The following is a 26,158-nucleotide window of genomic DNA, read 5'->3' on the forward strand; positions in this document are numbered from 1 at the left end:
CCGGACAATCGGCTCCCACCTGCGCCGCGCCACCGCATGCCAGGCCCTGGACACTCCGTGTATACACACGGCGTATACACGGTGTGTAGAGTGCTCGCATGTCCATCGGTCACACCCTCCTAGGGCTCCTGGAGTCCGGCCCCCGACACGGCTACGACCTGAAGCGGGCCTTCGACGAGAAGTTCGGTCACGACCGGCCGCTGCACTACGGCCAGGTCTACTCGACGATGTCCCGGCTGCTGAAGAACGGGCTCGTGGAAGTCGACGGGATCGAGTCGGGCGGCGGCCCCGAGCGCAAGCGGTACGCCATCACCGACGCCGGCGTCACCGACGTCGAGCAGTGGCTCGCGACCCCGGAGAAGCCGGCGGAGTACCTCCAGTCGACCCTCTACACCAAGGTCGTCCTCGCGCTGCTCACCCACCGGGACGCCGCCGACATCCTGGACACCCAGCGCGCCGAGCACCTGCGCAGCATGCGCGTCCTGACCGACCGCAAGCGCAAGGGCGACCTCGCGGACCAGCTCATCTGCGACCACGCTTTGTTCCACCTGGAGGCCGACCTGCGCTGGCTGGAACTGACCGCCGCCCGGCTGGACCGGCTCCGCGCGGAGGTGGCCCGGTGACCCCTCCCCCCGGCTCCCTGCTCGCCGCCGAGGACCTGCGCAAGGCCTACGGCCCGACGCTCGCCCTGGACGGCGCCGCGTTCTCCATCCACCCCGGCGAGGTCGTCGCGGTGATGGGGCCCTCCGGCTCCGGCAAGTCGACGCTGCTGCACTGCCTCGCCGGCATCGTGCCGCCCGACTCGGGCTCGATCACGTACGACGGGCGGGAACTAGCCACCATGAACGACGTCGAGCGCAGCGCGCTGCGCCGCAGCGAGTTCGGCTTCGTCTTCCAGTTCGGGCAGCTGGTGCCGGAGCTGACCTGCGTGGAGAACGTGGCGCTCCCGCTGCGGCTGAACGGCACCTCCCGCAAGGAGGCCGAGCGGGCCGCGCTGGGCTGGATGGAGCGGCTGGAGGTGGACGGGCTGCGCGGCAAGCGGCCCGGTGAGGTCTCCGGCGGCCAGGGGCAGCGGGTGGCGGTGGCGCGGGCGCTGGTCACCGGGCCCCGGGTGCTGTTCGCCGACGAGCCGACGGGCGCGCTTGACTCGCTCAACGGAGAGCGCGTGATGGAACTGCTCACCGACGCGGCCCGGTCGACCAACGCGGCCGTCGTGCTCGTCACCCACGAGGCCCGGGTGGCCGCCTACTCGGACCGCGAGATCGTCGTGCGCGACGGCAGGTCCCGGGACATGGAGCGGGCCATATGAAGCCGTGGCAGTGGCGGAGGGATCTCGCCCTGGGCGCCCGGTTCGCCGTCACCGGCGGGCGCGAGGGCTGGATCCGGATGACGCTGACGGCGGTCGGCGTCGGGCTGGGCGTGGCCCTGCTGCTGCTGACCACCGCGCTGCCGAACGTGTTCACCGCCCGCCACCGGGTCGAGGAGGCGCGCTCCGACTACACGTTCTCCGGCACCACCCGCCCCAGGGCCGACGACACGGTGCTGGTCGCCGTGACCGACAGCCGGTGGCGCTCCAAGGACGTGCGGGGCCGGCTCCTCGAAGCCGAGGGCCCGCGCGCGCCGCTGCCGCCCGGGCTGGGGAGCTTCCCCGGCAAGGGCGAGATGGCGGTCTCCCCCGCGCTGCGGGACCTGCTCGCCTCCGACGGCGCCCGGCTGCTGCGCGAGCGGCTGCCCTACCGGATCACCGGGACCATCGGCGAGAGCGGCCTGATCGGCTCGCACGAGCTGGCGTACTACGCGGGCGCCGAGGGCCTGGACCCCGACGCGAACGGTGGCGTAAGAGTGGAACGGCTGACCCGCTTCGGCGATCCGCACCCGACCGGCGAGAAGGCCGACCCGGTGCTGCTGATGATGGTGCTGGTCGTGTTCGTGGTGCTGCTGATGCCGGTGGCCGTGTTCATCGCCGCGGCCGTGCGCTTCGGCGGTGAACGGCGCGACCGCCGGCTGGCCGCGCTGCGCCTCGTCGGCTCCGACAGCCGGATGACCCGGCGGATCGCGGCCGGCGAGGCCCTCGCCGGGGCCCTGCTCGGCCTGGTCGTCGGCACGGTCCTCTTCCTGATCGGGCGTCAGGCCGCGGCCTCGGTCGAGGTGCTGGGCGAGAGCGTGTTCCCCGCCTACCTCGACCCCTCCCCCGCGCTCGTCGCGCTGGTGGCGGTGGCGGTGCCGGCGTCCGCGGTGCTGGTGACGCTGCTCGCGATGCGCGGGGTGGTCGTGGAGCCGCTCGGCGTGGTGCGCACGGCCAGGCCGGCCAGGCGCCGGCTGTGGTGGCGGCTGCTGCTGCCGCTGGCCGGCCTCGGACTGCTGTACCCGATGCTCGGCAAGGGCCGGGACGGCGGCGGCTTCAACCAGTACCTGGTGACCGGCGGTGTACTGCTGCTGCTGGTCGGGGTGACCGCGCTGCTGCCGTGGGTCGTGGAACGGTTCGTCGCCCGGCTCGGCTCCGGCCCGGTCTCCTGGCAACTGGCGGTACGCAGACTCCAGTTGAGCAGCGGTACGGCGGCCCGCATGGTCAACGGCATCGCGGTGGCGGTGGCCGGCGCGATCGCGCTGCAGATGCTGTTCGCGGGCGTGGAGAGCCAGTACACCAAGGACACCGGCCAGGACCCCGGCCGGGCGTCGATGGAGGTCACGCTGCCCGACCACAGCGACGTCACCGCCGTGGGCGAGGCGTTCCGGCGGACCGAGGGGGTGCGGACGTCGGTGGTGCTGTCGACCGCGTCCGCCGCGGACAAGCGCGTGGACCCGGACACCCTGATCGATCTCACGGTCGGTGACTGCGCGGCGCTGCGCGAGGTGGCACGGCTGCCCTCCTGCCGGGACGGCGACGTGTTCCGGCTGCGCAACCCGCACTACGACGCCGATTACAACGCCTCCCTGGCGGCCGTGGTACGGCCCGGCCGGCAGCTCTACCTCGACCCGGCCTACTCGGACTCCCCCGGCCTCCAGGTGCCCTGGAAGCTGCCGGCCCGTCTCGAGCAGGCGCCCTACCGCGAGGACGCGCTGCAGAACGCCGCCAACGGGCTGCTGGTCACGCCGTCCGCGCTGCCCGCGAAGGCGAGGCCCGGCTTGCGCGGCCATGTCTTCGTGCGCACCGACGAGGCGGTGCCCGACGCGCCGGAGCACGTGCGCAACACGGCGGCCCGGGTGGAGCAGACCGCGGACGTGATCACCTGGACGGAGACCAGGCAGTCCACCAAGTACGCCTCGCTGCGCACCGGTCTCTTCGTCGGCGCGGTCTGCGTGCTGGCCCTGATCGGCGCGAGCCTGCTGGTCTCGCAGCTCGAGCAACTGCGCGAGCGGCGCAAGCTGCTGTCCTCGCTGGTCGCCTTCGGCACCCGGCGCCGCACGCTGGGCCTGTCGGTGCTGTGGCAGACGGCGGTGCCCATCGCCCTGGGCCTGCTGCTGTCCTCGGTGGTCGGCCTGACCCTCGGCGCGGTGCTGCTGAAGATGACGGCGACACCGGTGACGGTCGACTGGGCGAGCGTGCTGTCCATGACCGGCGCCGGCGCGGCGGTGGTGCTCACGGTGACCCTGCTGAGCCTGCCCCCGCTGCTGAGGCTGATGCGCCCGGACGGACTGCGCACCGAATAGCCGCCCGGCGTCCGCGCGGTACGCCCCCGGGGCCCGGGGACCGCGCGGTACGCCCCCGGGGCCCGGGACCGGCCGGGCGCCACGCCTGACCGGCTGAGCATCACCCCTGACCGGCCGGGCGTCACGCCTGGCCGGTCAGGCGTCCAGCACCCGTACGGGCAGCGGGCGCAGGGCCTCGCGCAGGGCGGCCGCCAGTTCCTCGTACTCCGCTCCCCTGGCGGCGCCCGCGCGCATGGCGAAGGCGATGCGCCGGCTGGGGGCGGGGTCGGCGAAGTAGCCGGTGCGCAGCCGGCTGCCGCGGGTCGTCTCGACCCTGAGGGCGGTGCGCGGGAGCAGGGTGCAGCCGAGGCCGCCCGCGACGAGCTGGACCAGCGTGGACAGGCCGGCGGCCGTGGTGGTCACCGGGGCGTCCTTTCGCCCGGCCTCCCGGCAGATGTCCAGGGCCTGGTCACGCAGGCAGTGGCCCTCGTCCAGCAGCAGCAGGTTCAGTTCCCGCAGCGCCTCGCGCGGGATGCCCTCGCGGCCGCCGAGCCGGTGGTCGGGCGGGGTGACGAGCGCGAAGTCCTCGTCGAAGAGGGGGAGTTCGCTCACGCCGGGGACGCCGAGCGGGACGGCCAGCAGCAGCAGGTCCAGGCGCCCGGACTGCAGGCCCTCGACGAGGCTCGCGGTCTGCTCCTCGTGCACCTGCAGGTCGAGGTGCGGGTACCGCTCGTGGACCAGGGCCAGCACGGTGGGCAGCAGGTACGGCGCGACGGTCGGGATCACCCCGAGCCGCAGCACCCCGGTGAACGGCGCCCGGACCGCCTCCGCCTCCTCCAGCAGCGCCCCGACCTCGTCCAGCACCGCCTTCGCCCGCACCGCGAGACGCTCACCGGCGGGCGAGAGCAGCACCTTGCGCGTCGTACGCTCGAGGAGGGTCACCCCCAGGATCTCCTCCAGCGCCGAGACCGCGCCGGACAGGGCGGGCTGGCTCATCCCGATGGCGGCGGCCGCGTCCCGGAAGTGCAGATGCTCGGCCACGGCCGCGAAGGCCCGGAGCTGGGACAGGCTGGGCTGGCGCCGCTTCCCGCTGACGCTACCGACGGTCACTGATAGACACCTCCGATCAACACGACCGAGTGTAGCTATTTCCCGTATCAATGCACCCTGTGCCACCATCGGCGAAGTCCAACCCATGGGCGGCGTCCGCGATCCGGACACCGCCTCGCTGCAAGGAGAGCGTGTGCTCACTGTCGGTGACAAGTTCCCCGAGTTCGAACTGACCGCCTGCGTCTCGCTGGAGAAGGGCAAGGAGTTCGAGACGATCAACCACAAGACCTACGAGGGCAAGTGGAAGATCGTCTTTGCCTGGCCCAAGGACTTCACCTTCGTGTGCCCGACCGAGATCGCCGCGTTCGGCAAGCTGAACGACGAGTTCGCCGACCGCGACGCCCAGATCCTCGGCTTCTCCGGTGACTCCGAGTTCGTCCACCACGCCTGGCGCAAGGACCACGACGACCTGCGTGACCTGCCCTTCCCGATGATGGCCGACTCCAAGCACGAGCTGATGCGCGAGCTGGGCATCGAGGGCGAGGACGGCTTCGCCAAGCGCGCCGTCTTCATCGTCGACCAGAACAACGAGATCCAGTTCTCCATGGTGACCGCCGGTTCCGTCGGCCGTAACCCCAAGGAGGTCCTGCGGGTCCTCGACGCGCTCCAGACGGACGAGCTGTGCCCCTGCAACTGGAGCAAGGGCGACGAGACGCTCGACCCGGTCGCGCTGCTGGCCGGTGAGTGACCCATGTCGCTCGACTCGCTGAAGTCCCTCGTCCCGGACTACGCCAAGGACCTGAAGCTCAACCTGGGCTCGGTCATCGGCAACTCCGACCTGCCGGCGCAGCAGCTGTGGGGCACGGTGCTGGCGACCGCCATCGCCTCCCGCTCCCCGATCGTGCTGCGTGAGCTGGAGCCGGAGGCGAAGGCGAACCTGTCGCCGGATGCGTACACGGCGGCCAAGGCCGCCGCCGCGGTGATGGCGATGAACAACGTCTTCTACCGCACCCGGCACCTGCTGTCCGACCACGAGTACGGCACCCTGCGCGCCGGTCTGCGGATGAACGTCATCGGCAACCCGGGCGTGGAGAAGGTCGACTTCGAGCTGTGGTCCTTCGCGGTCTCGGCGATCAACGGCTGCGGCATGTGCCTCGACTCGCACGAGCAGGTGCTGCGCAAGGCCGGCGTCGAGCGCGACGTGGTCCAGGAGGCGTTCAAGATCGCGTCCGTGGTCCAGGCCGTCGGCGTGACCCTCGACGCGGAGGCGGTGCTGGCCCAGGCGGCCGAGTAACCCGCTCCAGCACACAGCGGCCCCCGCCCATCCGATGGGCGGGGGCCGCTGCGCGTTCCGTGATGTGACAAGAACTACTCGTTCCGCTCCGGGTCCGGAACCATGAGTGAACAAGCCGCCGGGCGATGTCCGCTTCCTCCCGTGACACGAAGAAGCTGCGCACGCCCAGGCCCCGAACGCGAAGGTCGTCCTCATGGGCTACCCGCGCCTGGTGGGGAAGGACCACAGCTGCTTACCCGGCGCCTGCGAGACCGTGGAGAACGACTGGATCCGGGGCGTCGCCGACAGCCTGGCCACCGAGATGAAGGGAGCCGCCGAGCAGGACGACGGCACGTGGGCGGTCTTCGCCGACCCGCGGGCAGACTCCGACGGCAAGCCCGCCTGCGGCAGCCCGGAGACCGTCAACGCCCTGGTGGAGAACGGGCGGGAGAAGGCGGACAAGGAGAGCCCGGACGTGCCTGGTCATACCGCGTCGCGCTCGCCGCCTGGAGCCGGTACCGCCTCCCGGCCGTCGCGGCCTGCGGCGGGCTCCTCCTCGCCGCCCTGGTCGTCCTCTACGGCTGACGGCTCGTCCGGGGCGGCGGCCACCTCCGCCGAGTAGGCGCGCAGGTACCCCACCACCGTGTTCGTCACCGCCACCAGCGGTACGGCCACCACCGCGCCGCCGATGCCGGCCACCATGCCGCCGGCCGCCACCGTCAGGACGACGGCGAGCGGGTGGACCCGGACCGCGCGGCCCAGGATGAAGGGCTGCAGGACGTGGCCCTCGATCTGCTGGACGGCGAGGACGACCACGAGGGTCATCAGCGCGGTGAAGACGCCCTGCGTCACCAGGGCCACGATCACCGCGAGGGCGCCGGAGGCGACGGCGCCGACCAGAGGGATGAACGAGAACAGGAAGATGAAGACGGCCAGCGGGACGGCCATCGGCACGTTGAGGAAGTAGATGCCGATACCGATGAATATGGCGTCGATGAGCGCCACCAGCACCGTGCCCCGAACGTAGGCCGTCAGGGTGCTCCAGGCGCGCGGGCCGGCGCCGGCCACGCCCGGGCGGGCCGCGGAGGGCACCAGCTTCAGGAACCACTGCCAGATGCGCTTGCCGTCGTAGAGCAGGAACAGCGTCGAGAAGAACACCAGCAGGATGCCGGTCAGCGCCTCGACGACGACCTGAACGCCTTCCAGGCCCGCGGACGTTATCTGGTCGGTGTTCGCGCCGATGGCCTCGCGGAGGTTCTTGGCGATCTGGTTGATCTGTTTGTCGGTGACGTGGAAGGGGCTCTTCAGCAGCCAGTTGCGCAGGTCGTCGATGCCGCTCTGGATCTGGTTGGAGAGCGTGTCGATGTTCTCCATGACCTGCCAGGTCACGAACCAGCCCATCAGGCCGATGACGACGAACCCGAGGATCGCGGTCAGCGCGGTCGCCGGACCGCGCGGCACGCCGTGCCGGGTCAGCCGGGCGACCGTCGGCTGGAGCAGCGCGGTGACCAGCAGGGCGATGACGAACGTGAAGACGACGAGCTGGACGGCGCTGATGACCCGCATCAGGACCCACACGGTGCCGGCCAGGACCAGCAGGCGCCAGCCCGCCTCGGCGGCGACCCGCACACCCCAGGGCACGGCCTGGGCCGGGTCGGGCCGTGGTCCGGCCGGTGCGGCGGGCCGGGGGACGTGCGGCACGGGGTCGGCGACCCGCTCGGCCACGCGGTCGGACCCGGTGTCCTTCTCCACTTCGGCGCGGCGCTCGTCCAACCGCTCACTCATCTCGGTCAGTCCGGCACCCAGCCGGCCCAGCCACCCTGGCACTCGCGACATGATCCGTCCTCTTCCCCCGCCTCCCGGGTGTACGCCACCGCTCACCGGGGAGCCGTTCGCGTACGACCGTACAGTGCGAAAGCCCCTCCCCCTAGGACGGGGAGGGGCTGCGCGAGGTCGAGCGGGGGCCGGCCGGGGCCGGCGGCCGGTCTAGTACCAGCTGTTGGCCTGCCAGAACGACCAGGCGCCACAGGGGCTGTGGTACCGCTCGTTCATGTAGTTGAGGCCCCACTTGATCTGGGTAGCCGGGTTGGTCCGCCAGTCGGCGCCGGCGGAGGCGTACTTGCCGGCGGGGAGAGCCTGGAAGAGACCGTAGGCACCGGAGGAGGCGTTGACCGCCTGGTAGTTCCAGCTCGACTCGTGGTTCACGATGTTGCTGAAGCACTGGAACTGGTCGGCCGCCACCATCTGACGCGCCATCGCCTGGATCTGCGCCACGGTGTAGCTGCCCTGCACCGGGAAGCTGGAGGAGTCCCGGGTGGAGCGGGTGGCCGCGGCCTTGGCCTCGGCACGCGCCTTGGCGGCGGCCTCGGCCGCCTTCTCGGCGGCGGCCTTCTTGGCGACCGCGGTCTCGGCGGCGGCCTTGCGGGCTGCTTCCTCGGCGTCCTTCTTGGCGCTCGCGTCAGCGGCGATGGCCTGCGCGTCCGCCTGCTGCGTCAGGGACGCGGTCTGCACCTGGGCCTGCTGACCCGCGGGTATGTCCGCGAGAAGCGTGGTGTCGGCTACTGCCGTCGCCTCGGCGTCGTTGTTCTGCGCGGTGCTGCCCGAGGCCACACCCACGACGCTTCCGACGGCGGTGACCGCGGTGGCCGAGGCCACTGCGAATCCCCGGACCGAAATCCGGCTCACACGGTTTCCTTCCAGCATCGCCCGCTTCGGTGACCCTGGCGGACGCAATCGTGCCCCTTGGCACTGGCCTCCCAACTGCGGGGTCACGGGAGGCGCGGGCCCGGTGGGCAACTCCCTTGCGAGGAGCGCCGCGTGGTGCGCGGGCGGCATACGACGACGCTGTGGAGTTGGGGTGGTGCTGCTGTGGTGCCGTACCGCTGGGGGTACAGGTGTGTCGTATGCGGGGCCTGACAGGAGTGAGACTCTGCCGTAACCAGACACCGGGTGGCAATTCCGAGTTGCGTGTGAAAGCTCACACCTCGTTTGCCCCAGCGGTTTTCAGGAAATCCCCCCACGCGAAGGCGCCGCCCGGCTAAGCTCTTCGGCTTTGCCGGGCGGCGCCCGTCGGGCTCACTCCCGTCAGATATGGCCCTCTTCGAGCATTTCCGTGACAAGGGCCGCGATCTGGGATCTCTCGGACCGGGTCAGGGTGACGTGGGCGAAGAGCGGATGCCCCTTCAGCTTCTCGACCACGGCCACGACACCGTCGTAGCGGCCGACCCTCAGGTTGTCCCGCTGCGCCACGTCATGGGTCAGGACGACCCGCGAGTTGGCGCCGATCCGGGACAGGACGGTCAGCAGCACGTTCCGTTCCAGGGACTGCGCCTCGTCGACGATCACGAAGGCGTCGTGCAGGGAGCGGCCCCGGATGTGGGTCAGGGGCAGGACCTCCAGCATGCCCCGGGCGGTGACCTCCTCGATGACCTCACGGCTGGTGACGGCGGAGAGCGTGTCGAAGACGGCCTGGGCCCACGGGCTCATCTTCTCGGCCTCGGAACCCGGCAGATAGCCCAGCTCCTGCCCGCCGACCGCGTACAGCGGCCGGAAGACCATCACCTTCTGGTGCTGACGGCGCTCCAGGACCGCCTCCAGGCCCGCGCACAGCGCGAGCGCCGACTTGCCGGTGCCGGCCCGGCCGCCCATCGAGACGATGCCGACGTCCGGGTCGAGCAGCAGGTCGAGCGCGATGCGCTGCTCGGCGCTGCGGCCCTTGATGCCGAACGCCTCCCGGTCGCCGCGCACCAGCCGGACGTTCCCCTCGGCCGTGACCCGGCCGAGCGCCTTGCCGCGCTCGGACTGGATGGTCAGGCCGGTGTGCACGGGGAGGCCGGAGGCCTCCGGCACGTACACGTGGCCCTCCTCGAACAGGGTGTCCACCTGTTCGCCCGGAAGCGTCAGTTCGGACATCCCGGTCCATCCGGAGTTCTCCGTGATGGCGAGTTCGGCCCGGTACTCCTCGGCCAGCAGGCCGACCGAGGACGCCTTGATCCTGAGCGGCAGGTCCTTCGAGACGACCGTGACGTCGTATCCCTCGGCCTGCAGGTTGCGGGCCACCGCGAGGATGCGTGAGTCGTTGTCCCCCAGGCGGTAGCCGGTGGGCAGCACGCTGGGGTCCGAGTGGTTGAGCTCGACACGGACGGTTCCGCCCAGTTCGCCGATCGGGATGGGGGCGTCGAGGCGACCGTGCTTCACCCGGTAGTCGTCCAGCAGGCGCAGCGCCTGGCGGGCGAAGTAGCCGAGTTCGGGATGGTGCCGCTTGGCCTCCAGTTCCGTGACCACGACGACGGGGAGCACGACCTCGTGCTCCTCGAAGCGGGTCAGGGCGTTGGGGTCGGCCAGCAGGACGCTGGTGTCGAGAACATACGTGCGCCGGTCGGGCTTGTGGCGCTTTGTGCTGGTCACCACGGAAGGACGTACCCCCTCGGATGAGGTCGGGGAGCGACGAAGCGGAAGCCGGGCCGGGAGGGCGGGAGCATTGCGACCGGTCCCCGGCTCCCGCGCAGGACGGGCCGGACACCGGACCTCCGCGGCTGCTTCCGAGCGGTGACCGCACGGTCGGGCTGGTGCAAAGGGCCTCCCGGGCGGACGGCCCCGTGCCGCCCGCTGAGATCCGACACCCGTGGTTCGGGTGTCGACCTGCTTGCCTTATGCCCTCTAAAAAGCGCCGCCATGCCGAAGTGGCCGACAGCGAGCCGGTGAACTGCTTGTTACTTCCGGCCCAACCGGGGTATACGGGACGCCCCGCCGGTGCGGTGGCCGGCGGGGCGTGCGGTGCGGGCGGGTGCGGCGTCAGCCGCCGTAACGGCGGTGACGTGCGGCGTAGTCGCGCAGCGCGCGCAGGAAGTCCACCTTGCGGAAGGCCGGCCAGAAGACTTCGCAGAAGTAGTACTCGGAGTGGGCGGTCTGCCAGAGCATGAATCCGGACAGCCGCTGCTCACCGCTGGTGCGGATGACGAGGTCGGGGTCGGGCTGGTCGCCGGTGTAGAGGTGACGGCCGATCATGTCGACGTCGACGGACTCGGCGAGGCCCTCCAGCGACACGCCCTTGTCCTGGGCGTCGAGGAGCATGGAGCGCACGGCGTCGGCGATCTCCTGGCGGCCGCCGTAGCCGATGGCCACGTTGACCACTATCCCGCCGACGTCGGCGGTGCTCTCCTCGGCGTCCTTGAGGACCTGCTGCATCCCGGCCGGCAGCAGGTCGCGGGTGCCGACGTGGTGGACGCGCCAGCGGCCGTCGGCGGCGAGGGCGCGGACGACGTCCTCGATGATGCCGAGGAGCGGGACCAGCTCCTCCTGCGGGCGGTCGAAGTTGTCGGTGGACAGCAGCCACAGGGTGACGACCTCGACGTCCGTCTCGGCGCACCAGCCGAGGAACTCCCCGATCTTCTCGGCACCGGCCCGGTGGCCGTGGACCGTGGTGGAACCGGCTGCCTTCGCCCAGCGGCGGTTGCCGTCCATGATGACGCCGATGTGCTTGGGCACCTGAGCGTGGTCCAGGTGGCCTTCCACCCGGCGTGCGTACAGCCTGACGAGCAGGCCGCGCAGCTTGTCGCGCAGGTTCACGGGAAAGACCCTTCGGGTTCGGGCGGGTTTCGAGAGTACCCCTGCCGGCGGCTCGCCCCCCCGAGGTGGGGACGCCGGCCCCCTGCCAGGTGGTTCCCGAAGAAAAAACGGGCCGGTCCGTGGGGGGGGAGACGGACCGGCCCGAGGGGGGGTTTCCACCATAACCCTTCGTAAGGGCCGGCGCGTGCATCGGCGGCGCACAACTACTCTCCGGAATCACCCGGCGACGTCCAGGTGTGCGCGGAATACTGGATTCAGGGCCGTTCCATGGCCGATCCACAGCGGATTCCCAGGGAAAACGCGGCACGATCGGCGGGATCGAGGGGGTTTGGGCCGTCTTGGTGAAAGCTCGGCGAGTTGCCCCGGGGTCCCTCCGACGGACTACCCCGGGAGCGAACGGCGGCTTGACGGCCCGGCCGGGGCTCACGCGGTGCGTCGCGGCACCGCGCGGCCCCCTCCACCGCGCGGTGCCGCCCGCGCTGCTTTGCTGGCGCGAATAACCTTGGTCTGAACCTACGTGACGCATGGGGCGGATGTGAACCGCTCCCGATAACGATGTGGAAACCCCGGGGAAAGCGCGGGTGAACCCGGGCGCCGGAACGCCCGGCTCCGCCTCCTTACCGGGAGGCCGGTCTGCGGGCGTCGAAGAGGTGCCGCGCGCTGTGCGCCACGAACGGCCCGTCCTGCTCGATCCGCTCGTGCAGGGCGCGGAGCCGGGGCAGGTACTCCTCCACCGTGAAGCCCGGGACCATCCAGACCACCTTGCGCAGGAAGTGCACGACGGCGGCGATGTCGTGGAACTCCATCCGCAGCCGCTCCGCCCGCAGCTCCACGACCTCCAGCCCGGCCGCCTCGGCGTCCCTGCGCTCGCCCTCGGGGTCGCGCCCCCGGCGCACGGACTCCGGCTGGGGCCCGAGGAAGTACTCGACCAGCTCGAACACGCTGGCGGGCCCGACGTGCTGGGCGAAGTAGGTGCCGCCGGGCCGCAGCACCCGCGCGATCTCCGCCCAGTGCGGGGTCACCGGGTGCCGGCTGAGCACCAGGTCGAAGGCCCCGTCGGCGAACGGCAGCGGCGCGTCGTCCGCCGCGGCCACGACCACCACGCCCCGCGGCCGCAGCAGGGCGGTGGCCTTCGCGACGTTCGGCGGCCACCCTTCCGTGGCGGCGACGAGGCGCGGCCGGTCCGGTTCCGCCCGGCCCAGCGCGAAGTCGAGCACCTCGCCGCCCCCGGTCTGGACGTCCAGCGCGGCCCCGGCCCGCGCCAGCCGCTCCCCCGCCGACCGGGCGTACCCCCAGGAGGGCCGTGCCTCGTCGGCCCGGCCCTCGAACCAGGAGAAGTCCCATCCCTCGGTGGGCACGGCGGCGCCCTCGGCCACGAGGTCCTCGAAGGAGCGGTTGTCCGTCATGGACCTCATCGTCGCAGCCCCGGTGTCATCGGCTCCTGCTAATTTCCGCGTCCATGACGAACTCACCCGCCGGCGCCGCCGACGAGAAGGACATCCTGCGCGCGAGCCTGGACCGCCACCGGGACGCCGTGCTCTGGAAGCTCGACGGCCTGGACGACGAACAGCTGCGCCGCCCCATGACGCCGACCGGGACCACCCTGCTGGGCCTGGTCAAGCATCTGGCCTCGGTGGAGTACGGCTGGTTCGTGGGGACGTTCGGCGGCGAGGTGGAGCCCCTGTGGTTCGACCCGTACACGGAGGAGGACCTGCGGATCGCCCCCGACGAGACGACGGACCGCATCGTCGCCTTCCACGGCCGCGCCCGCGCCGCCGCGGACCGGGTGATCTCCGAGCTGCCCCTGGACACCCTGGGCCGCCCCGCCTGGCGCGACCGGCCCGTCTCCCTGCGCTGGACCCTCGTCCACATGACCACGGAGACGGCCCGGCACGCCGGCCACATGGACATCCTGCGGGAGCTGATCGACGGCGCCACGGGCGACCACCGCCCGGCGGCCGGCTGATCGGCGGGGGCCGGTGCGGCACCGGCCCCCGGCCTCACGCGGGAGGGCGTCCGAGGGCGAGCACGGCGAACACGTCCTCGCCGTCCCGGTCCGTGCCCACGTGTTCGAAGCCGTGCTTCTCCAGCAGGCGGACGGAGGCGGTGTTCCCCGAGAAGGGGTCGGCGTACAGCGGCCGGACCCGCTCCAGCTCCAGGAAGAGGCCGAGGGCACGGGTTCCCACGCCGCGCGCCCAGTAGGGGCGGCCGAGCCAGTAGCCGACGAATCTGCGCCCGTCCTTCGCGGTCCAGGAGACGACGCTGCCCGCCACCTCGCCGTCGACGGTGACCGCGCGCACCAGGCTGTCGGGGTCGCGCAGGATCCGCTCCCGCCAGTGCTTCAGGAAGGCGTCCAGCGGCCGGGGGGTGAACTTCGACCGCCGGACGGCCTCCGGGTCGTTCTCGTAGGCGTGCAGGACGAGGAGGTCGTCGTCCACGACCTCGCGCAGACGCACATCGCCGTGCCTCACATCGCTGTGTTCGTCGGTCATGCGGTGCAGTGTGGCAGCCGCCACTGACAACGCCGTCCGCCTCCCGCGGCCCCGCCGGGACGGCTCCTTCACGCGCGGGACCGTCAGCGCTTCGCCCGCCCTCCGGCGGGTACGGTCACCGCGGAGGTGGGCTCGGGATGGCGCGTTGGCGGGACGGGCGGGGCAGGCTGGTGGTCCGGCCGAGCGGAGACGGGGTGGCGGTCACGGTCCCGCTGGAGCTGGCGACGTCCTACCGGGCGCGTACCCGGGGCCTGCTGGGCCGTGACTCGCTCGCCGGGGCGATGCTGCTGTCCCCGGCGAGCAGTGTGCACACCTTCCGCATGCGCTTCCCCATCGACGTCGCCTACCTCGACCGCCGGCTCACCGTCCTGGCCGTGCGCACCATGCCGCCGGGCCGCCTGGGCCTCCCCCGCCTCCGCTCCCGCCATGTCCTGGAGGCGGAGGCGGGGGCCATGGCGGGGTGGGGGCTGGTGGCGGGGGCGCGGGTCGAGATCGAGGTGGAGCCGGCGTAGGTGCGGGGTCCCGGACGGGGTCCCGGGTCCCGGGCGGGGTCCCGGGTCCCGGGCGGGGTCCCGGGTCCCGGACGGGGTCCCGGGTCCCGGACGGGGTCTGTCAGCCGTCGGTGCGGGGGAAGGACACCTCCACGCGGCGGTTCTTCTTCCTGCCCGCCTCCGTCGAGTTGTCCGCGATGGGGTACTGCTCGCCGTAGCCGCGTACTTCGAAGGTGACGTTCGGGTCGTTCAGGTCCTGGTCGAGGACGGCCTGCACGGCGTTGGCGCGCTGCCGGGACAGGACGTCGCCGTGGGCGGAGGAGCCGAGGTCGTCGGTGAAGCCGAAGACGCGGACCCGGGTCGCGTGCTGCTTCTTGATCTCGTCGGCGATCGTCGCGATACGGGCCTTCGCCTCGCCGCCCAGCTTGGGGCTGTCCTTGCCGAAGAGGACCTCGGCCTGCAGGGCGAAGGTGACATCGGCGTTGGTGTCCTCCCGCCGCTCGTCCCCGCTCTGGTCCTCGACGACCGACTTGATGTCCAGCACCTTGGGCTCTGCGAGGGTGGCCCCCTCGGGCAGCTTGAGGTCCGGGTCGGTGGGGTCGACCTTCACGGGGGCGGTGGCGGAGGGTTCCGTGCCGGGGGGTTCGCTGGGGGAGGTGTCGTCGGCGCGGGCCAGGGAGAGGTTGGCGGCCGCGAGGAGGACGGCTGTGGTGAGGGTGAGGGTGAGGCGGGGTGTGGTGGTCACTTTGGCCTCACCCGGAGATCTGGATGGTGGCGCTGGCGAAGGTCGGCAACTGGAAACTGACCTCGGCTGTACCCGCGGGCGGTGCCGGGAACTGCATGAATATGGGGACGGTGTCACCCGTCCTGACGGTCTGCACGCCCGTAGTGGTCAGCGGGCGGCCTTCCGTGTCACGGAGCACGTAGTAGCGCTTCCTGCCCTTCGAATCCACAAGGGTGGCACCGCCGAAGGACTGCCCGTTCTTCATGATCTCGGTCTCATTGCCGCTGAGTTGTGACGACAGAACCGCGTCCTTGCTCCCGTCGTTCTTGAGCTGCGCATTGATGGTGACGAAGCCTCCGGCGTCTCGCTGCGCAGACGTGATCGCCAACGTCAGGCCGTCCGGACCGCGCAGCTCAGCCAACGGCTCGGCGGACTGCCCCTCCTGAGCGCTCGGCTTGGAACCGTCACTTCTCGAAGCGGACGCCGAAGTCTCCGGCTTCTTGGCGTCATCGCCGCCACTGCCACCGCAAGCGGCGGCTCCGAGAGCCAGACCGGTCGACACTGTGAGCGCGACCAGTCCTCTGCGGGCCTGCGCAGTGAACCGAATGCTCATGCCTCTGCTTCCTTCTTGATTCGTCATACGCTTGTCAGTCGGCCAGGTGGACATCGAAGAGATCTGCCGGCTTGGGCAGGTCAGCGCGGTCATCCGGATCCGGATCCCACTCTTTTCCGTCCTTGCACGAGAGGTGTGGCAGTGCCTTGAGGGTGGCGCCCTCGGCGGGGGGATCGAACGTGCAGAGGGCGTCGATCACGGCCGTCGCGGTCTCGGTCGACTTGATGTCCTCGGTCCCGGGTACGACGGAGTCGCCGACCGGCTTGTCGGTCTGGACTTCGACCGTGTACCTGAGCAAGTCGGGGTTGCAGGAGTTCAGGTGGGCGTCGTTCTCCACTGCCAGCTGTTCCGCTCGCCAGCATGGATCGACGACACCCTTGCCCGCGAAGATGTCTCCCCATTCGGTGGGGTCGGTCAAGTCGTGCACCCACAGCCCGACGAGCTGCTTGCGCGCTTCCTGGGCGGCTGCGAGCGCCGCGGCGTCCGCCGCGGTCTGGGCGCCGCTCCGGTTCACCGCGGCCTGGCCGACCGCGAGGTAGGCGAACGCAAGAAAGAGCAGGCCTGCCACCACCGTGATGTAGATGGGGAAGGCCTGCCCTGAGTCGCCGTGGACTCGCCGGTGGATCAGGTGATCTCCGTGATCTTGGTCTTGATCTTGTCGAGAATCGTCTTGCCGATGTCCGTGCCGGTGATGGCCAAGACGATCGCGACCACGACCGCGATGATGCCCAGGTACTCGACTGCCGTCTGCCCCTTGTCCCCGGCCCGTCGCTGAACTGCCGCGACCGTCGTGTTTTTCCAGCCGTTCACGCGCACTTTCGTCGCCACAGCCGTCTTCAGCAACAGATCGCTCACGGTGCTTCCCTCCGCATTCACTTCCGATGCCGGAAACGTAAGCCCCCGCAACATGCCCCTCTAAGGGCCCCAGGACCCATTCCCGGGCCCAGCCCCGCTCCCGGTCGGTCATTTCAGGCCACCCCCAGCCACTTGGCCGTCGCCTGGGACCTGGTCGTGCTGTGGAGCTTGGCGAAGATGCGGTTGATGTGGTTCTTGACGGTCTTCTCGCTGATGAAGCAGGCCGCGGCGATCTGCTGGTTGGTCATGCCGGACGCGATGAGGTCCATGATCTCCGCCTCCCTGCCGCTCAGTTGGAATCGCGACCGGTACGACTGTCCCACACCTGGTTGCAGTTGCGAAAGGTTTTGGGTTGGAATTACGCCAGCAGTAGGCGGTAGTTCGTACTCCACATGTGCAGCTGCACTCGCCCGCAACCCGGCCACCAACGCCCGCGCCGCTCCCGGCGTCACGTGCGGCCGTCCCTCCCGCACATCGCGCACCGCCCTCACCAGCTGCTCCGCGGTGAACTCACCGTGCACCAGGTAACCCCCCGCCCCCAGCCGCAGCGCCTCCCGCACGGTCTCCGTCTCGTGGCTGTACGTCAGCATCATGACCGGGGCCAGGCGGACCAGGTGGGGCAATGCCGAGATTCCGTCGACGCCGGGCATGCGCACGTCGAGGAGGACGACGTCGGGGCGGTGGAGCAGCGCCGCCTCGTACGCCTCGCGGCCGTCCGCCGCCTCCGCCACCACGGTGGTGTCCTCGCGGTCGGAGAGGAGGGCGGTGAGGCCCGCGCGGATGACCGGGTTGTCGTCGGCCACCACCAGGCGCAGGGGGGCCGTGACGGTGGCCGGCGGGAAGCCGGGGCCTGGGTTCAGCCGCTGCATCGGGGTGCCTCCTTCTCGGGTTCAGTGGTTCGGGAGTTCGGGAGTTCGGGAGTTCGGGGCTTCGAGAGCCAAATGCCCGGGAGTGCGGGGGTCAGGGAGTCCGGGGGTTCAGGGGTGCCGGGCCCTTTCGGGTGCGGCGGGGACGGCGGGGTGTCCCTCGGGCCGCAGGGGCAGTTCCACCCGGACCTCGGTGCCTCGTGCGTGGCCGCCGCGCCCGACGCGGATGCGGGCGCCTGCCGCGGCGGCCCGTTCGACCATGCCGAGCAGGCCGAAGTGGCCGGAGCGGCGCAGGTCGTCGAGGGTCGTGCCGGGTGGCAGACCGGTGCCGTCGTCGTGCACCGACAGCCGGAGCAGACCGCCCTCGACCCCCGCGGCCAGCTCCACGCGGGTCGCCGACGCGTGCCGGTGGGCGTTCTCCAGCGCCTCCGTGACGATGGCGAGGAGGTGGCGGGCGAGGGGCGGCGGGAGGGCGGGCAGGGGAGCCTCGCCGTCGTCCGAACGGCGGCACGCGACGGGCAGTCCGGTGCGGGCCGTGAAGTCGGCGGCGCGGGCCGTCGCCTCCGCCCAGAGGTCCGTGGGGGCCGGCGCCGCCGGGGTGTCCTCGCGGCGCAGGTCCTCCAGGAGTTCCCGGGACTCCGCCGCCGCCCGGCGGGCCGAGCGGGACACCAGGTCGGCCTGGCGGCGGACGCGGGCCGGGTCCGGGGCCTCGGCCGACGCGGTCGCCGCCAGGCCGTCGGCCGCGAGGGCCACGCCGTACAGGGTCTTGGCCACCGAGTCGTGCATCTCGCGGGCCAGCCGGGCCCGTTCCGCGTGCACCGCCTCCGTCGCCGCCAGCCGGGCCTGTACCGCCGTGAGCGCCTGCGTCGCGGCTCCATAGCGCAGCATCAGGTTGCGCAGGGTCGAGCCCATCGCGCCGGTGACGACGCACAGGCCGGGCAGCAGCAGGGACTCGGCGACTCCCGCCCGCTGGTCGGCCTTCAGGGTGGCGTGGACCAGCAGCAGGATCAGGGACTGCAGCGAGGCGAAGCAGGCCGCGCCCCGCCAGCCGTAGACCAGTCCGGCGAGCAGCGGGGTGCAGACGCTGACGTAGGCGAGGGTGGTGTCCGGGCCGGCGGAGATCAGCGGCAGGGAGCCGAAGAGGGTGTCGGCGGCCAGCAGGCTGGGGTGGCGCAGCAGCAGGGGGCCGAAGCGCTCCCAGTCGCGGAACAGGACGTAGGACACCATGAAGGTGACGACGACGGCCGCGCCGACCAGGCGTACGCCCAGGCCGGGCGAGGCGTTGAGCAGGGCGGCCGGGGCCGCCAGCACGATCATGGCGAGGCGGAACCCGAAGACCTGCCGGCACATCGCCTGCAGGGCGCGTATCTGCAGCTTCTCCGGGTCGGGCGCGGAGGAGGCACCCCTGGGGCCCACGCCGGCATCCGCATGGCCGCCCGCCGGCCCGCGCCAGTGCCGGCGGCCCGTGGGCCCGCGCCAGTGCCGGCGGCCCGTGGTGCCCCTCGCCGGCGTCGTGGTCGTCACCCCGTCCCCGCCTACTCGCCCGTCAGGGAGCCGAAGTCGACGCCGGAGCCCAGCAGCAGGCCCGCGCCCAGCAGCAGCATCGTCGCCGGGACCATGAACGTGGTGATCATCAACGTGGCCTTGGGGACCGCGCGGGCGGCCTTGCGGCGGGCGTTCTGGGCGTCCGTGCGGCGCATGTCCTTGGCGAGGGCGACGAGGGTGTCGACGATCGGGGCGCCCAGTTCCTCGCCCTGCTGCAGGGCCGTCACGAACATCGCCACCTGCTCGGAGTCGTTGCGGCGCCGCAGTTCCGCGAAGGCCTGGCGGCGGCTGACGCCGAGGTCCATCTGACGCAGGGTGATGCGCAGTTCGTCCGCCCAGGGGCCCTCGTAGCGGGTGGCCACCCGGTCCAGTGCCTGGCGGAAGCCGAGCCCCGCGCTGACCACGACCGCGAGCACGTCGAGGAAGTCCGGCAGGGTCCGCTCGATGACGTCCTTGCGCACGCGGATCGCCGACCAGATGCCGACCTCCGTCCAGAACGCCCCGAACAGCAGCAGGAGCAGGGCCACGAACCACTGGCCGCGCAGCAGGAAGACCAGGAAGCCGGCGCCGCCGAGCGCGCCGTACACCGCGCGGCGGGCGGCGTAGCGGTCGATGGTGAGGCCGCCGGGGTTGCCGGCGAGGTCGATCCGGCGGCGGTACCGGGCCACCAGGCGGGGGCCCATCACGCGGAGCACGAAGGGGGCGTAGCGCATGCCCATGCGGTCGATCACGGAGTCCACCGCGCCGGTGCGGGTGGCGCCGACCTCCAGGGCGAGCGCCAGGTCGCCGGGGAGTTTCGCGTCCGCGCGATACATCCGGATGCCGGCGAAGGCGCCCCAGACGCCGAGGCCCGTCAGCAGGGCCAGCAGGTATGCCATCAGGTCAGCCCCCTCACACGTCGATGCGGCTCATGCGGCGGATGAGGACGAACCCGACGGCGTACATGGCGAACGCGATGATCACGCAGGCCTGGCCGACCGGTGAGCCGGTCATGCGGTCGAGTGCGCCGTCCTTGACCCCGTTCATCAGGAACAGCGCGCCGATGCCGAGGACTGGGACGGCGTACGACGTCATCGTCACCTGGGAGAGCTGGGTGCGGATCTCGCGCCGGGTCTCCTTGCGTTCCTCGAGGGTCTCGGTGAGGTTGCGCAGGGCCGACACGACCTGGCCGCCCGCGCGGTTGGACAGCACCAGCGTCGTGACGAGCACGACCAGTTCGCGCGAGGGCAGCCGGTCCGCCAGTTCGCCGAGCGCGTCGTCGAGGGAGTGTCCGACGGCGAGCTGGTCGGCGACCTTGGCCAGTTCCTCGCCCGCGGGCGCCTCCAGTTCCTCCGCCGCCATGCCGAGCGCGGTGCGCAGCGCGAGGCCGGCCTGGGTGGCGTTGGCCAGGATGCGGGCCAGTTCGGGGAGCTGGTTGATGAAGCGCTCGATGCGTTTCTGCCGCTGCCAGTTGAGGAACTGGACGGCCGCCCAGATGCCGAGCAGCCCGGCGAGCGGGCCGAAGAAGGGGGCCAGGGTGGCCTGTCCGATGAGCCACAGCGCGGCGACCGCGGCGAGCATGTAGGCGAAGAACTCGCCCGGGGTGACGTCCAGGCCGGTCGCCGCGAGCCGCAGCTCCAGTTTCCGGCCGAGTGCCGTGCGGCGCAGCCGGCGGTCCAGGGTGCGGAAGCGGCGCCGGCGGCCGGGGCCGAAGTCGGCTCCGGTGTGCGCGAGCCGGTCGATGAGGGCGGCGCGCTGGGCCCGGCCGGAGGCGTAGGTGTGGATGCCGACGACGGCCAGGACGCAGGTCAGCAGGGCGACACCGGTGGTGAGCTGTACGAGCGTGTGGAGTTCCATGGGGGTCCTACCTGGCTTCTCGGGTGGCGAGCTGTTCCGCGAAGTGGGCGACGCCGAAGGCCTGCGGAATCGGCTGGCCCGCCATGTGGAGGCGGTCGGCGGTGCGCCGTGGCAGCGGGTGGTACTCGAAGGCGCCGTGCACCTGGCCGTCGGCGGTCATGGGCCGGGCGTGGAACCGGGCCGCGGTGGCGAGCCGGTACGGGTCGCCGCCGTGGCTGTCGAGCAGGGCGATCTCGGTGATCCGGCGGGCGCCGTCGGCGAACCGGGTGAGCTGGACGATGACGTCGACGGCGCTGTTGATCTGGTCGTGCAGCGCCACGAAGGGCACCTCGACGTCGGACATGGAGGCGAGGGTCTGCAGCCGGGTGAGGGCGTCCTCCGCGCTGTTGGCGTGCACGGTGGCCAGCGAGCCGTCGTGGCCGGTGGACATCGCCTGGAGCATGTCGAGCGACTCGCCGCCGCGGACCTCGCCGACCACGATGCGGTCGGGCCGCATGCGCAGGGAGTTGCGCACCAGGTCCCGGATGGTGACCTGGCCCTTGCCCTCGACGTTCGGCGGGCGTGACTCGAGCCGGACGACGTGGGTCTGCTGGAGCTGGAGTTCGGCGGAGTCCTCGATGGTGATGATGCGCTCGTGCGCCGGGATGAGCCCGGACAGGGCGTTGAGCAGGGTCGTCTTGCCGGTGCCGGTGGCCCCGGAGACGATGATGTTGAACTTCGCCTGCACCAGCCCGGCCAGCAGGAGCACCATGGGCTCGTCGAGCGAGCCGAAGCCGGTCAGCTCCCGCAGGGTGAAGGAACGCGGGAAGCGGCGGATGGTGAGGATGGGGCCGGTCAGGGACAGCGGCGGGATGATGACGTTGACCCGCTCGCCGGAGGGCAGCCGGGCGTCCACCATCGGGTTGGACTCGTCCACCCGGCGGTTGACCGTCGAGACGATCCGCTCGATGGTCTGCATGAGCTGGTCGGCGGAGGCGAAGCGCAGCGGCAGCTGCTCGACGCGCCCGCCGCGTTCGACGAAGATCGCGTCGGGCCCGTTCACCATGATCTCGGTGACGGAGGCGTCCTCGAGGAGGGGTTCCAGGATGCCGAGGCCCAGCGCCTCGTCCACCACCCGCCGGATGAGCTGGGCGCGTTCCGCCGTGGAGAGCACCGGGCCCTCGCGGCTGATGATGTGCCCGAGCACCCGCTCCAGCCGTGCCCTGCGCTCGGCGGCGGCCAGCGAACTCATCTCGGCGAGGTCGATCTCCTCCAGCAGCTTGGCCCGGTAGGAGGCGACCAGATGCCCGTCCTCGCCCCGGGTGCCGTGCTCCTCGGGGGAGTTGATGCGTGCCCGCAGGCTCATGGGTTCGCTTCTCCTCGTCAGTGGTCGAGGGGCATGGTGGCGGACTTCTCGGCGGGGTCGAAGTGCCAGCCGGGGACGATCGAGGGGATGGTGACGGAGGCGGTGACGGTGACCGAGCCGGCCCCGCCCCCGCTCGTGCCGCATCTGACGGTCAGCCCGCCGCTGACGGCCTGAGCGCACGCCGCCTGGGCGGACTGCCCCAGCGACTCGGCCCGCGCCCCCGCCCGCGCGGCCGTGCCGGCCTGTTCGGCGGCGTAGGCGACGGCCCCGATCTGGAAGCCGGCCATCCCGACGATCAGCAGGACCGGGATGAACCCGAGGTACTCGACGGCCACCTGGCCGCGGTCGCGTCCGGTGCGTGGCATGTCAGTCCTTCACCTCCTCGACGGCGCCGGCGTGGCCGTGCACCGTGACGGGGAAGTCGACGGAGCCGGGGAAGAGGACGGGGACCTTCAGCGACACGTCCGCGGTCACGAAGCCCTCCCCGTCGCACCGCGTCACCTCGGCACCCTCCCGCCATGCCCCGGAGAGGTGCTTCAGCGCCGCCTGTTCGCACGCGCCGAAGCGCTCCCCCCGGTGCGCCGCTGTCCCCGCCCGCACACCTTCGTCGGCAGCATTCCCCGCGAGCGTGTAGGCGTACCCCACGAGCACGCACTGCCACATCAGCACCAGCGTCAGCACGATCAGCGGGGTCATCCCCAGGAACTCGACGGCGACCTGGCCCCGGTCGTCCCCGCGCAGGCGTCTCATCGGCCCCTCACTCCTTCCGCCGCCGGAAGCTCACCGGTCCCCGGTCGCCGCGCGACCGGCCGCCGCCCCGGTGGGAGGCGCCCTCGGGCGCCTTCGCCAGGCCCAGTTCCCCGGCGAGCGCCCACAGGGCCTGCTTGACGCTGCTCCTGGCGTCGAGTTCGTGGACCCGGCCCGCGTCCACGACGGCCTGCAGTTCCTTGAAGTTGGCGGGCACGGCCGTGCGCGCCACCGCCGTGCCGGTGATCCGCTGCACCAGCGGCGGCTGGATCTCGGTGCCGCGGGTGTGCCGGTTGACGACGGCCGTCGTCTCCTCCGCCTTGCGGATCTGCAGCCGGTCCCACATGCGGACGGTCCGCTTGGCCGCGCGTACGGCGACCACGTCGGGCGTGACCACCAGCAGCGCGGTGTCGGCCGTCTCCACCGCCGCCGCGCCGGCCGCGCCGAGCTGGGCGCCGCAGTCCACGACCACGACCTCGTAGCGGACGCGCAGGGCGCCGATGATCTGCCGGGCGGCCCGGTCGGTGACCTCCTCGCCGCGTTCGCCCTCGGCCGGTGCGAGGAGCAGGGCCAGCCCCGAGTCGTGGCGGAAGACGGCGTCGGCCAGGACCCGCGGGGAGATGTCGTTGATGGCGGCCAGGTCCACCACCGAGCGGCGGAACTGGACGTCCAGGTAGGAGGCGATGTCGCCGGTCTGCAGGTCGAGGTCGACCAGGGCGGTGGGCCGGCCGGAGGCCTGGGCGGCGAGCGCGAGCTGGACGGCGGTCAGGGTCGCGCCGACGCCTCCCTTGGCGCCGCTGACCGTGACGACCGTGCCGCCGGCCCCGCCGAACGTGTCGGCGCCGTGGCCGAGGTGGCGGCGTACGCCGGTCGACCACTGGGCGACGGCCTGCACCCGGTTGGCGAGTTCCTCGTACGACAGCGGGAGCGGGACCAGTCCGCGGGCGCCAGAGTCCATGGCGGCGGCGAACAGGCCGGGGCTCGCGTCGGTGGTGACGAGGATGACGCCGACCGCCGGGAAGCGCAGGGCGACCTCGCGGATCAGCTCCAGTGCGGGTACCGGGCCGATGCGTTCGTGGACGACGACGACCTCGGGCAGTTCGTCGACCGACTCGGCGGCGAGCCGGGCGAGGGCGTCGACCAGTTGGGTGGAGTCGGTGACGGGCGGCTGCGGTTCGGCGTCGGGGAGCTGGCTGAGCAGGGTGACGAGGGAGCGGACGGCGTCAGGGTCGGCGCCGGCCGGGAGGATCCTGGTGGGCATGCGGACCGCCTCTCACTTGTCCGTCGCGAGTTCGTAGGTGCGGTCCTTGTCCGGGACGCCGGTCTGGCCGCCGGGCGCCACCAGGGCGAGCCGGACCCGCTGGGCGAAGGACTCGGCGTAGGTGATCCGCTGGGCGTCGAGGGTGGACAGCGCGAAGGTGATCGGGACGGCCTCGGTGGGCTGCTGCCGGTCCTTGCCGGTGTCGGGTTCGAGCGCGGTGATCCGGCCGACGTCGAGGACCCGGGCGTTGGTGACGATGATCTTCGACTGGTCGGGGTCGCCCTCCTTCTTTCCCTCGAAGGTGGCATAGACGTTGACGCGCGACCCGGGGGTGATCTTGCCCGCGACGCCGGTCGCCGCGTCGATCATGATGGCGACCTCCTGCTGGCCCGGCTGGAGGTCGGGCCGGTCGACGATCATGTCGGTCTGCAGCAGGGAGCCGGCCCGCAGGGTGGTCACGGCGATCTTGCCCCGGATCTGCCGCAGGTCGGTGACGGCGTTGCCGGACAGCCAGCGCTTGGGCATCTCGGTCTTCTCGAACTGGCCCGTGTTCAGCGCGGTGTACGGCTTCACGTCGGACCTGACCCGGTAGGCGGTGACCTCGGGGCCGACCTTGGAGTTCACGTCGTGGACGACGGAGAGCACGCCGGCGAACGCGCCGAGAGCGCACAGGACCGACAGGATCAGGAGTATCACGCCGCGGCGCTGACGGGAGTTCATGAACCGTGCAACCTCATTGGGGGAATCGGTCGAGCGGGATGTGAGCCGGTGTTCGTGCCGGTCAGGCGGGCGTTCGCTGCTCCAGGGCGCGCGGCGCCGGCGGCTCGTGGGCGGGCGGGGTGGCGGAGCAGAACACGCAGCGGTCGCCGAGGACGTCGAGGCCGCACCAGTGGCAGCCGGACTGCCGTACCGAGGTGACCAGCTGGTAGAGGACGGACAGGTCGGCGAGGTAGCTGCAGAACTCGATCAGCCGGCCCGTGCCCCACCAGCGCGCGGACTCGGCGGGCAGCGGGGTCTCGCGCAGCGCGTGCGCGGTCCACTCCTTGGCGAGGCCGGTGAGCCAGTCGCTCTGCAGCTGCCCCTTGGCGACCAGCATCCAGGTGGCGAACTCGGGGCCCTTGAGGGTGGCGCCGGGGGCGACCTTGACGAGCTGCGGTTCGGGATGGGCGACGACGGCGAACTGGCTGCCCGGCACCCAGGACTTGGCGTGCGCCTTGAGCCCGACCGGCACCCGGTCCAGCCGGGCGACCGAGCCGAGGACGGCGCCGGCGTGGATGTAGTGCGTGAGCAGCCGGCCCGCCGAGGCGAGCACGCCCGGGCTGAGGTCGCAGGAGGCGAGCTGCCTGAGCTGCCGGGCCAGGACGGCGATGCCGAGCGGCGGGAGTTCGGGCCGGAAGACGGCGATGCGGTCGCTCTCCAGCAGCGAGCGGAGGGTGTGCAGGCGTCGTACGACGGGTTCCGGGGTGGCCCGCGAGCACACGACGACCAGGTACCCGTGCTGCTCCGTCAGCGTGTGCAGTTCGGTGAGGGTCTGCTCCAGCGGGCGCCGGTCGAGGTCGCGCAGCACGACGGCCGGCATGGTCCGTTCGTCCTGCGCCGGCAGTGCCATGTCGGCACTGGTCACGGCAATGGCAGTTGGCACGCGCAGCTCCCCGCTCCTTCACGCCCCCGCGGCTCGGCGCTGTTACTCCAGCACGCCGGGACGACTTCATTGCGTGACTACCTGAGCACTGTAACCACGCCCCAATGACCGGAGAACAGCGTTTGTGTAGCTCGTGTGCAACTCATCGGTCACAAGTACCTGCAAATACGGACAGGTTGAGCGCGGGAGCGGAGACGGTTTTGGTCTGGACCTCTTGACA

General features: G+C 71.7%; 28 protein-coding genes. 7 read left to right on the plus strand and 21 right to left on the minus strand.

All coding sequences use genetic code 11. From position 1 onward, the window contains the following. Positions 1 to 98: 98 nt before the first annotated feature. The 3 genes from TNCT1_RS01730 to TNCT1_RS01740 are packed head-to-tail and all read left to right on the plus strand — an operon-like array spanning position 99 to position 3,651. Positions 99 to 623 carry a PadR family transcriptional regulator gene (locus TNCT1_RS01730; RefSeq protein WP_143627380.1) on the plus strand — a complete coding sequence of 175 codons (525 nt, stop codon included), beginning with the start codon at positions 99 to 101 and terminating at the stop codon, positions 621 to 623. Beyond that, positions 620 to 1,309, plus strand: a complete 690-nt coding sequence (locus tag TNCT1_RS01735; protein WP_143627382.1) for an ABC transporter ATP-binding protein — start codon at positions 620 to 622, stop codon at positions 1,307 to 1,309. The genes TNCT1_RS01730 and TNCT1_RS01735 overlap by 4 nt, the downstream gene beginning before the upstream one ends. Continuing rightward, positions 1,306 to 3,651 carry an ABC transporter permease gene (locus TNCT1_RS01740; protein ID WP_143627385.1) on the plus strand — a complete coding sequence of 782 codons (2,346 nt, stop codon included), beginning with the start codon at positions 1,306 to 1,308 and terminating at the stop codon, positions 3,649 to 3,651. Before TNCT1_RS01735 ends, TNCT1_RS01740 begins: the two co-directional genes overlap by 4 nt. Positions 3,652 to 3,786: 135 nt before the next feature. Here the strand turns inward: TNCT1_RS01740 and TNCT1_RS01745 are convergent, their stop codons facing one another. After that, positions 3,787 to 4,740, minus strand: a complete 954-nt coding sequence (locus TNCT1_RS01745; protein WP_143627387.1) for a LysR substrate-binding domain-containing protein — start codon at positions 4,738 to 4,740, stop codon at positions 3,787 to 3,789. A gap of 133 nt (positions 4,741 to 4,873) precedes the next feature. On the opposite strand from TNCT1_RS01745, the gene TNCT1_RS01750 reads away from it, so the two are divergent. Beyond that, positions 4,874 to 5,428, plus strand: coding sequence for a peroxiredoxin (locus tag TNCT1_RS01750; RefSeq protein ID WP_143627389.1), 555 nt, complete (start codon positions 4,874 to 4,876; stop codon positions 5,426 to 5,428). Positions 5,429 to 5,431: 3 nt separating this feature from the next. Next, positions 5,432 to 5,974 carry an alkyl hydroperoxide reductase gene (locus TNCT1_RS01755; RefSeq protein WP_143627391.1) on the plus strand — a complete coding sequence of 181 codons (543 nt, stop codon included), beginning with the start codon at positions 5,432 to 5,434 and terminating at the stop codon, positions 5,972 to 5,974. Between the two features lie 462 nt (positions 5,975 to 6,436). Here TNCT1_RS01755 and TNCT1_RS01760 read toward each other — a convergent pair whose 3' ends face one another. From TNCT1_RS01760 to TNCT1_RS01780, 5 genes are all read right to left on the minus strand, one after another. Then, positions 6,437 to 7,789 carry an AI-2E family transporter gene (locus tag TNCT1_RS01760; RefSeq protein ID WP_174266105.1) on the minus strand — a complete coding sequence of 451 codons (1,353 nt, stop codon included), beginning with the start codon at positions 7,787 to 7,789 and terminating at the stop codon, positions 6,437 to 6,439. 150 nt (positions 7,790 to 7,939) lie between these two features. After that, positions 7,940 to 8,638 carry a transglycosylase SLT domain-containing protein gene (locus TNCT1_RS01765; RefSeq protein WP_235902256.1) on the minus strand — a complete coding sequence of 233 codons (699 nt, stop codon included), beginning with the start codon at positions 8,636 to 8,638 and terminating at the stop codon, positions 7,940 to 7,942. A 399-nt stretch (positions 8,639 to 9,037) separates the two neighbouring features. Continuing rightward, complete coding sequence (locus tag TNCT1_RS01770; RefSeq protein ID WP_143627396.1) at positions 9,038 to 10,363, minus strand: PhoH family protein; 1,326 nt, start codon at positions 10,361 to 10,363, stop codon at positions 9,038 to 9,040. Positions 10,364 to 10,747: 384 nt separating this feature from the next. Continuing rightward, positions 10,748 to 11,521 (minus strand): isoprenyl transferase, encoded by a 774-nt coding sequence (locus TNCT1_RS01775; protein WP_143627398.1) that lies wholly within the window; start codon positions 11,519 to 11,521, stop codon positions 10,748 to 10,750. Positions 11,522 to 12,138: 617 nt separating this feature from the next. Continuing rightward, entirely contained in the window at positions 12,139 to 12,927 is a 789-nt protein-coding gene (locus TNCT1_RS01780) for a methyltransferase domain-containing protein (protein WP_174266106.1), read from the minus strand. A 53-nt stretch (positions 12,928 to 12,980) separates the two neighbouring features. Between TNCT1_RS01780 and TNCT1_RS01785 the strand changes: the two genes are divergently transcribed. Then, a complete protein-coding gene (locus TNCT1_RS01785; protein WP_143627402.1) occupies positions 12,981 to 13,487 on the plus strand; it encodes a DinB family protein in 507 nt (168 codons plus the stop codon). A 34-nt stretch (positions 13,488 to 13,521) separates the two neighbouring features. On the opposite strand, the gene TNCT1_RS01790 is transcribed toward TNCT1_RS01785, so the two are convergent. Continuing rightward, entirely contained in the window at positions 13,522 to 14,013 is a 492-nt protein-coding gene (locus tag TNCT1_RS01790; protein ID WP_143627405.1) for a GNAT family N-acetyltransferase, read from the minus strand. Between the two features lie 137 nt (positions 14,014 to 14,150). Here TNCT1_RS01790 and TNCT1_RS01795 point away from each other — a divergent pair, with 137 nt between their 5' ends. Continuing rightward, positions 14,151 to 14,525 (plus strand): DUF192 domain-containing protein, encoded by a 375-nt coding sequence (locus tag TNCT1_RS01795; protein WP_143627407.1) that lies wholly within the window; start codon positions 14,151 to 14,153, stop codon positions 14,523 to 14,525. 100 nt (positions 14,526 to 14,625) lie between these two features. On the opposite strand, the gene TNCT1_RS01800 is transcribed toward TNCT1_RS01795, so the two are convergent. From TNCT1_RS01800 to TNCT1_RS01865, 14 genes are all read right to left on the minus strand, one after another. Further along, on the minus strand, positions 14,626 to 15,249 hold the full coding sequence (locus TNCT1_RS01800) for an OmpA family protein (RefSeq protein ID WP_143627409.1): 624 nt from the start codon (positions 15,247 to 15,249) through the stop codon (positions 14,626 to 14,628). Positions 15,250 to 15,256: 7 nt separating this feature from the next. Next, complete coding sequence (locus tag TNCT1_RS01805) at positions 15,257 to 15,841, minus strand: hypothetical protein (protein WP_143627411.1); 585 nt, start codon at positions 15,839 to 15,841, stop codon at positions 15,257 to 15,259. A gap of 34 nt (positions 15,842 to 15,875) precedes the next feature. Further along, entirely contained in the window at positions 15,876 to 16,469 is a 594-nt protein-coding gene (locus tag TNCT1_RS01810; protein WP_143628284.1) for a pilus assembly protein TadG-related protein, read from the minus strand. Continuing rightward, positions 16,466 to 16,696 carry a hypothetical protein gene (locus TNCT1_RS01815; protein WP_143627413.1) on the minus strand — a complete coding sequence of 77 codons (231 nt, stop codon included), beginning with the start codon at positions 16,694 to 16,696 and terminating at the stop codon, positions 16,466 to 16,468. Before TNCT1_RS01815 ends, TNCT1_RS01810 begins: the two co-directional genes overlap by 4 nt. Before the next feature lie 113 nt (positions 16,697 to 16,809). Continuing rightward, complete coding sequence (locus TNCT1_RS01820) at positions 16,810 to 17,565, minus strand: response regulator transcription factor (protein WP_143627415.1); 756 nt, start codon at positions 17,563 to 17,565, stop codon at positions 16,810 to 16,812. A 108-nt stretch (positions 17,566 to 17,673) separates the two neighbouring features. Further along, positions 17,674 to 18,912, minus strand: a complete 1,239-nt coding sequence (locus TNCT1_RS01825; protein WP_143628286.1) for a sensor histidine kinase — start codon at positions 18,910 to 18,912, stop codon at positions 17,674 to 17,676. A gap of 185 nt (positions 18,913 to 19,097) precedes the next feature. Continuing rightward, positions 19,098 to 19,985, minus strand: coding sequence for a DUF5936 domain-containing protein (locus tag TNCT1_RS01830; RefSeq protein WP_143627417.1), 888 nt, complete (start codon positions 19,983 to 19,985; stop codon positions 19,098 to 19,100). A 13-nt stretch (positions 19,986 to 19,998) separates the two neighbouring features. Further along, the gene (locus TNCT1_RS01835; RefSeq protein ID WP_143627419.1) at positions 19,999 to 20,943 is read right to left on the minus strand and encodes a type II secretion system F family protein; all 945 of its coding nucleotides are present in this window, start codon (positions 20,941 to 20,943) and stop codon (positions 19,999 to 20,001) included. A gap of 7 nt (positions 20,944 to 20,950) precedes the next feature. Further along, entirely contained in the window at positions 20,951 to 22,288 is a 1,338-nt protein-coding gene (locus tag TNCT1_RS01840) for a CpaF family protein (RefSeq protein ID WP_143627421.1), read from the minus strand. A 17-nt stretch (positions 22,289 to 22,305) separates the two neighbouring features. Next, on the minus strand, positions 22,306 to 22,653 hold the full coding sequence (locus TNCT1_RS01845; protein WP_143627423.1) for a TadE/TadG family type IV pilus assembly protein: 348 nt from the start codon (positions 22,651 to 22,653) through the stop codon (positions 22,306 to 22,308). 1 nt (position 22,654) lies between these two features. Next, a complete protein-coding gene (locus TNCT1_RS01850; RefSeq protein WP_143627425.1) occupies positions 22,655 to 23,038 on the minus strand; it encodes a TadE/TadG family type IV pilus assembly protein in 384 nt (127 codons plus the stop codon). A 7-nt stretch (positions 23,039 to 23,045) separates the two neighbouring features. Continuing rightward, on the minus strand, positions 23,046 to 24,296 hold the full coding sequence (locus TNCT1_RS01855) for an AAA family ATPase (protein ID WP_143627426.1): 1,251 nt from the start codon (positions 24,294 to 24,296) through the stop codon (positions 23,046 to 23,048). Positions 24,297 to 24,308: 12 nt separating this feature from the next. Further along, the gene (gene cpaB / locus TNCT1_RS01860; protein WP_143627428.1) at positions 24,309 to 25,016 is read right to left on the minus strand and encodes a Flp pilus assembly protein CpaB; all 708 of its coding nucleotides are present in this window, start codon (positions 25,014 to 25,016) and stop codon (positions 24,309 to 24,311) included. A 61-nt stretch (positions 25,017 to 25,077) separates the two neighbouring features. After that, positions 25,078 to 25,905, minus strand: a complete 828-nt coding sequence (locus TNCT1_RS01865; RefSeq protein ID WP_235902314.1) for a hypothetical protein — start codon at positions 25,903 to 25,905, stop codon at positions 25,078 to 25,080. Positions 25,906 to 26,158: the final 253 nt, after the last annotated feature.

Source organism: Streptomyces sp. 1-11, from assembly GCF_007176755.1.
GTDB lineage: Bacteria > Actinomycetota > Actinomycetes > Streptomycetales > Streptomycetaceae > Streptomyces.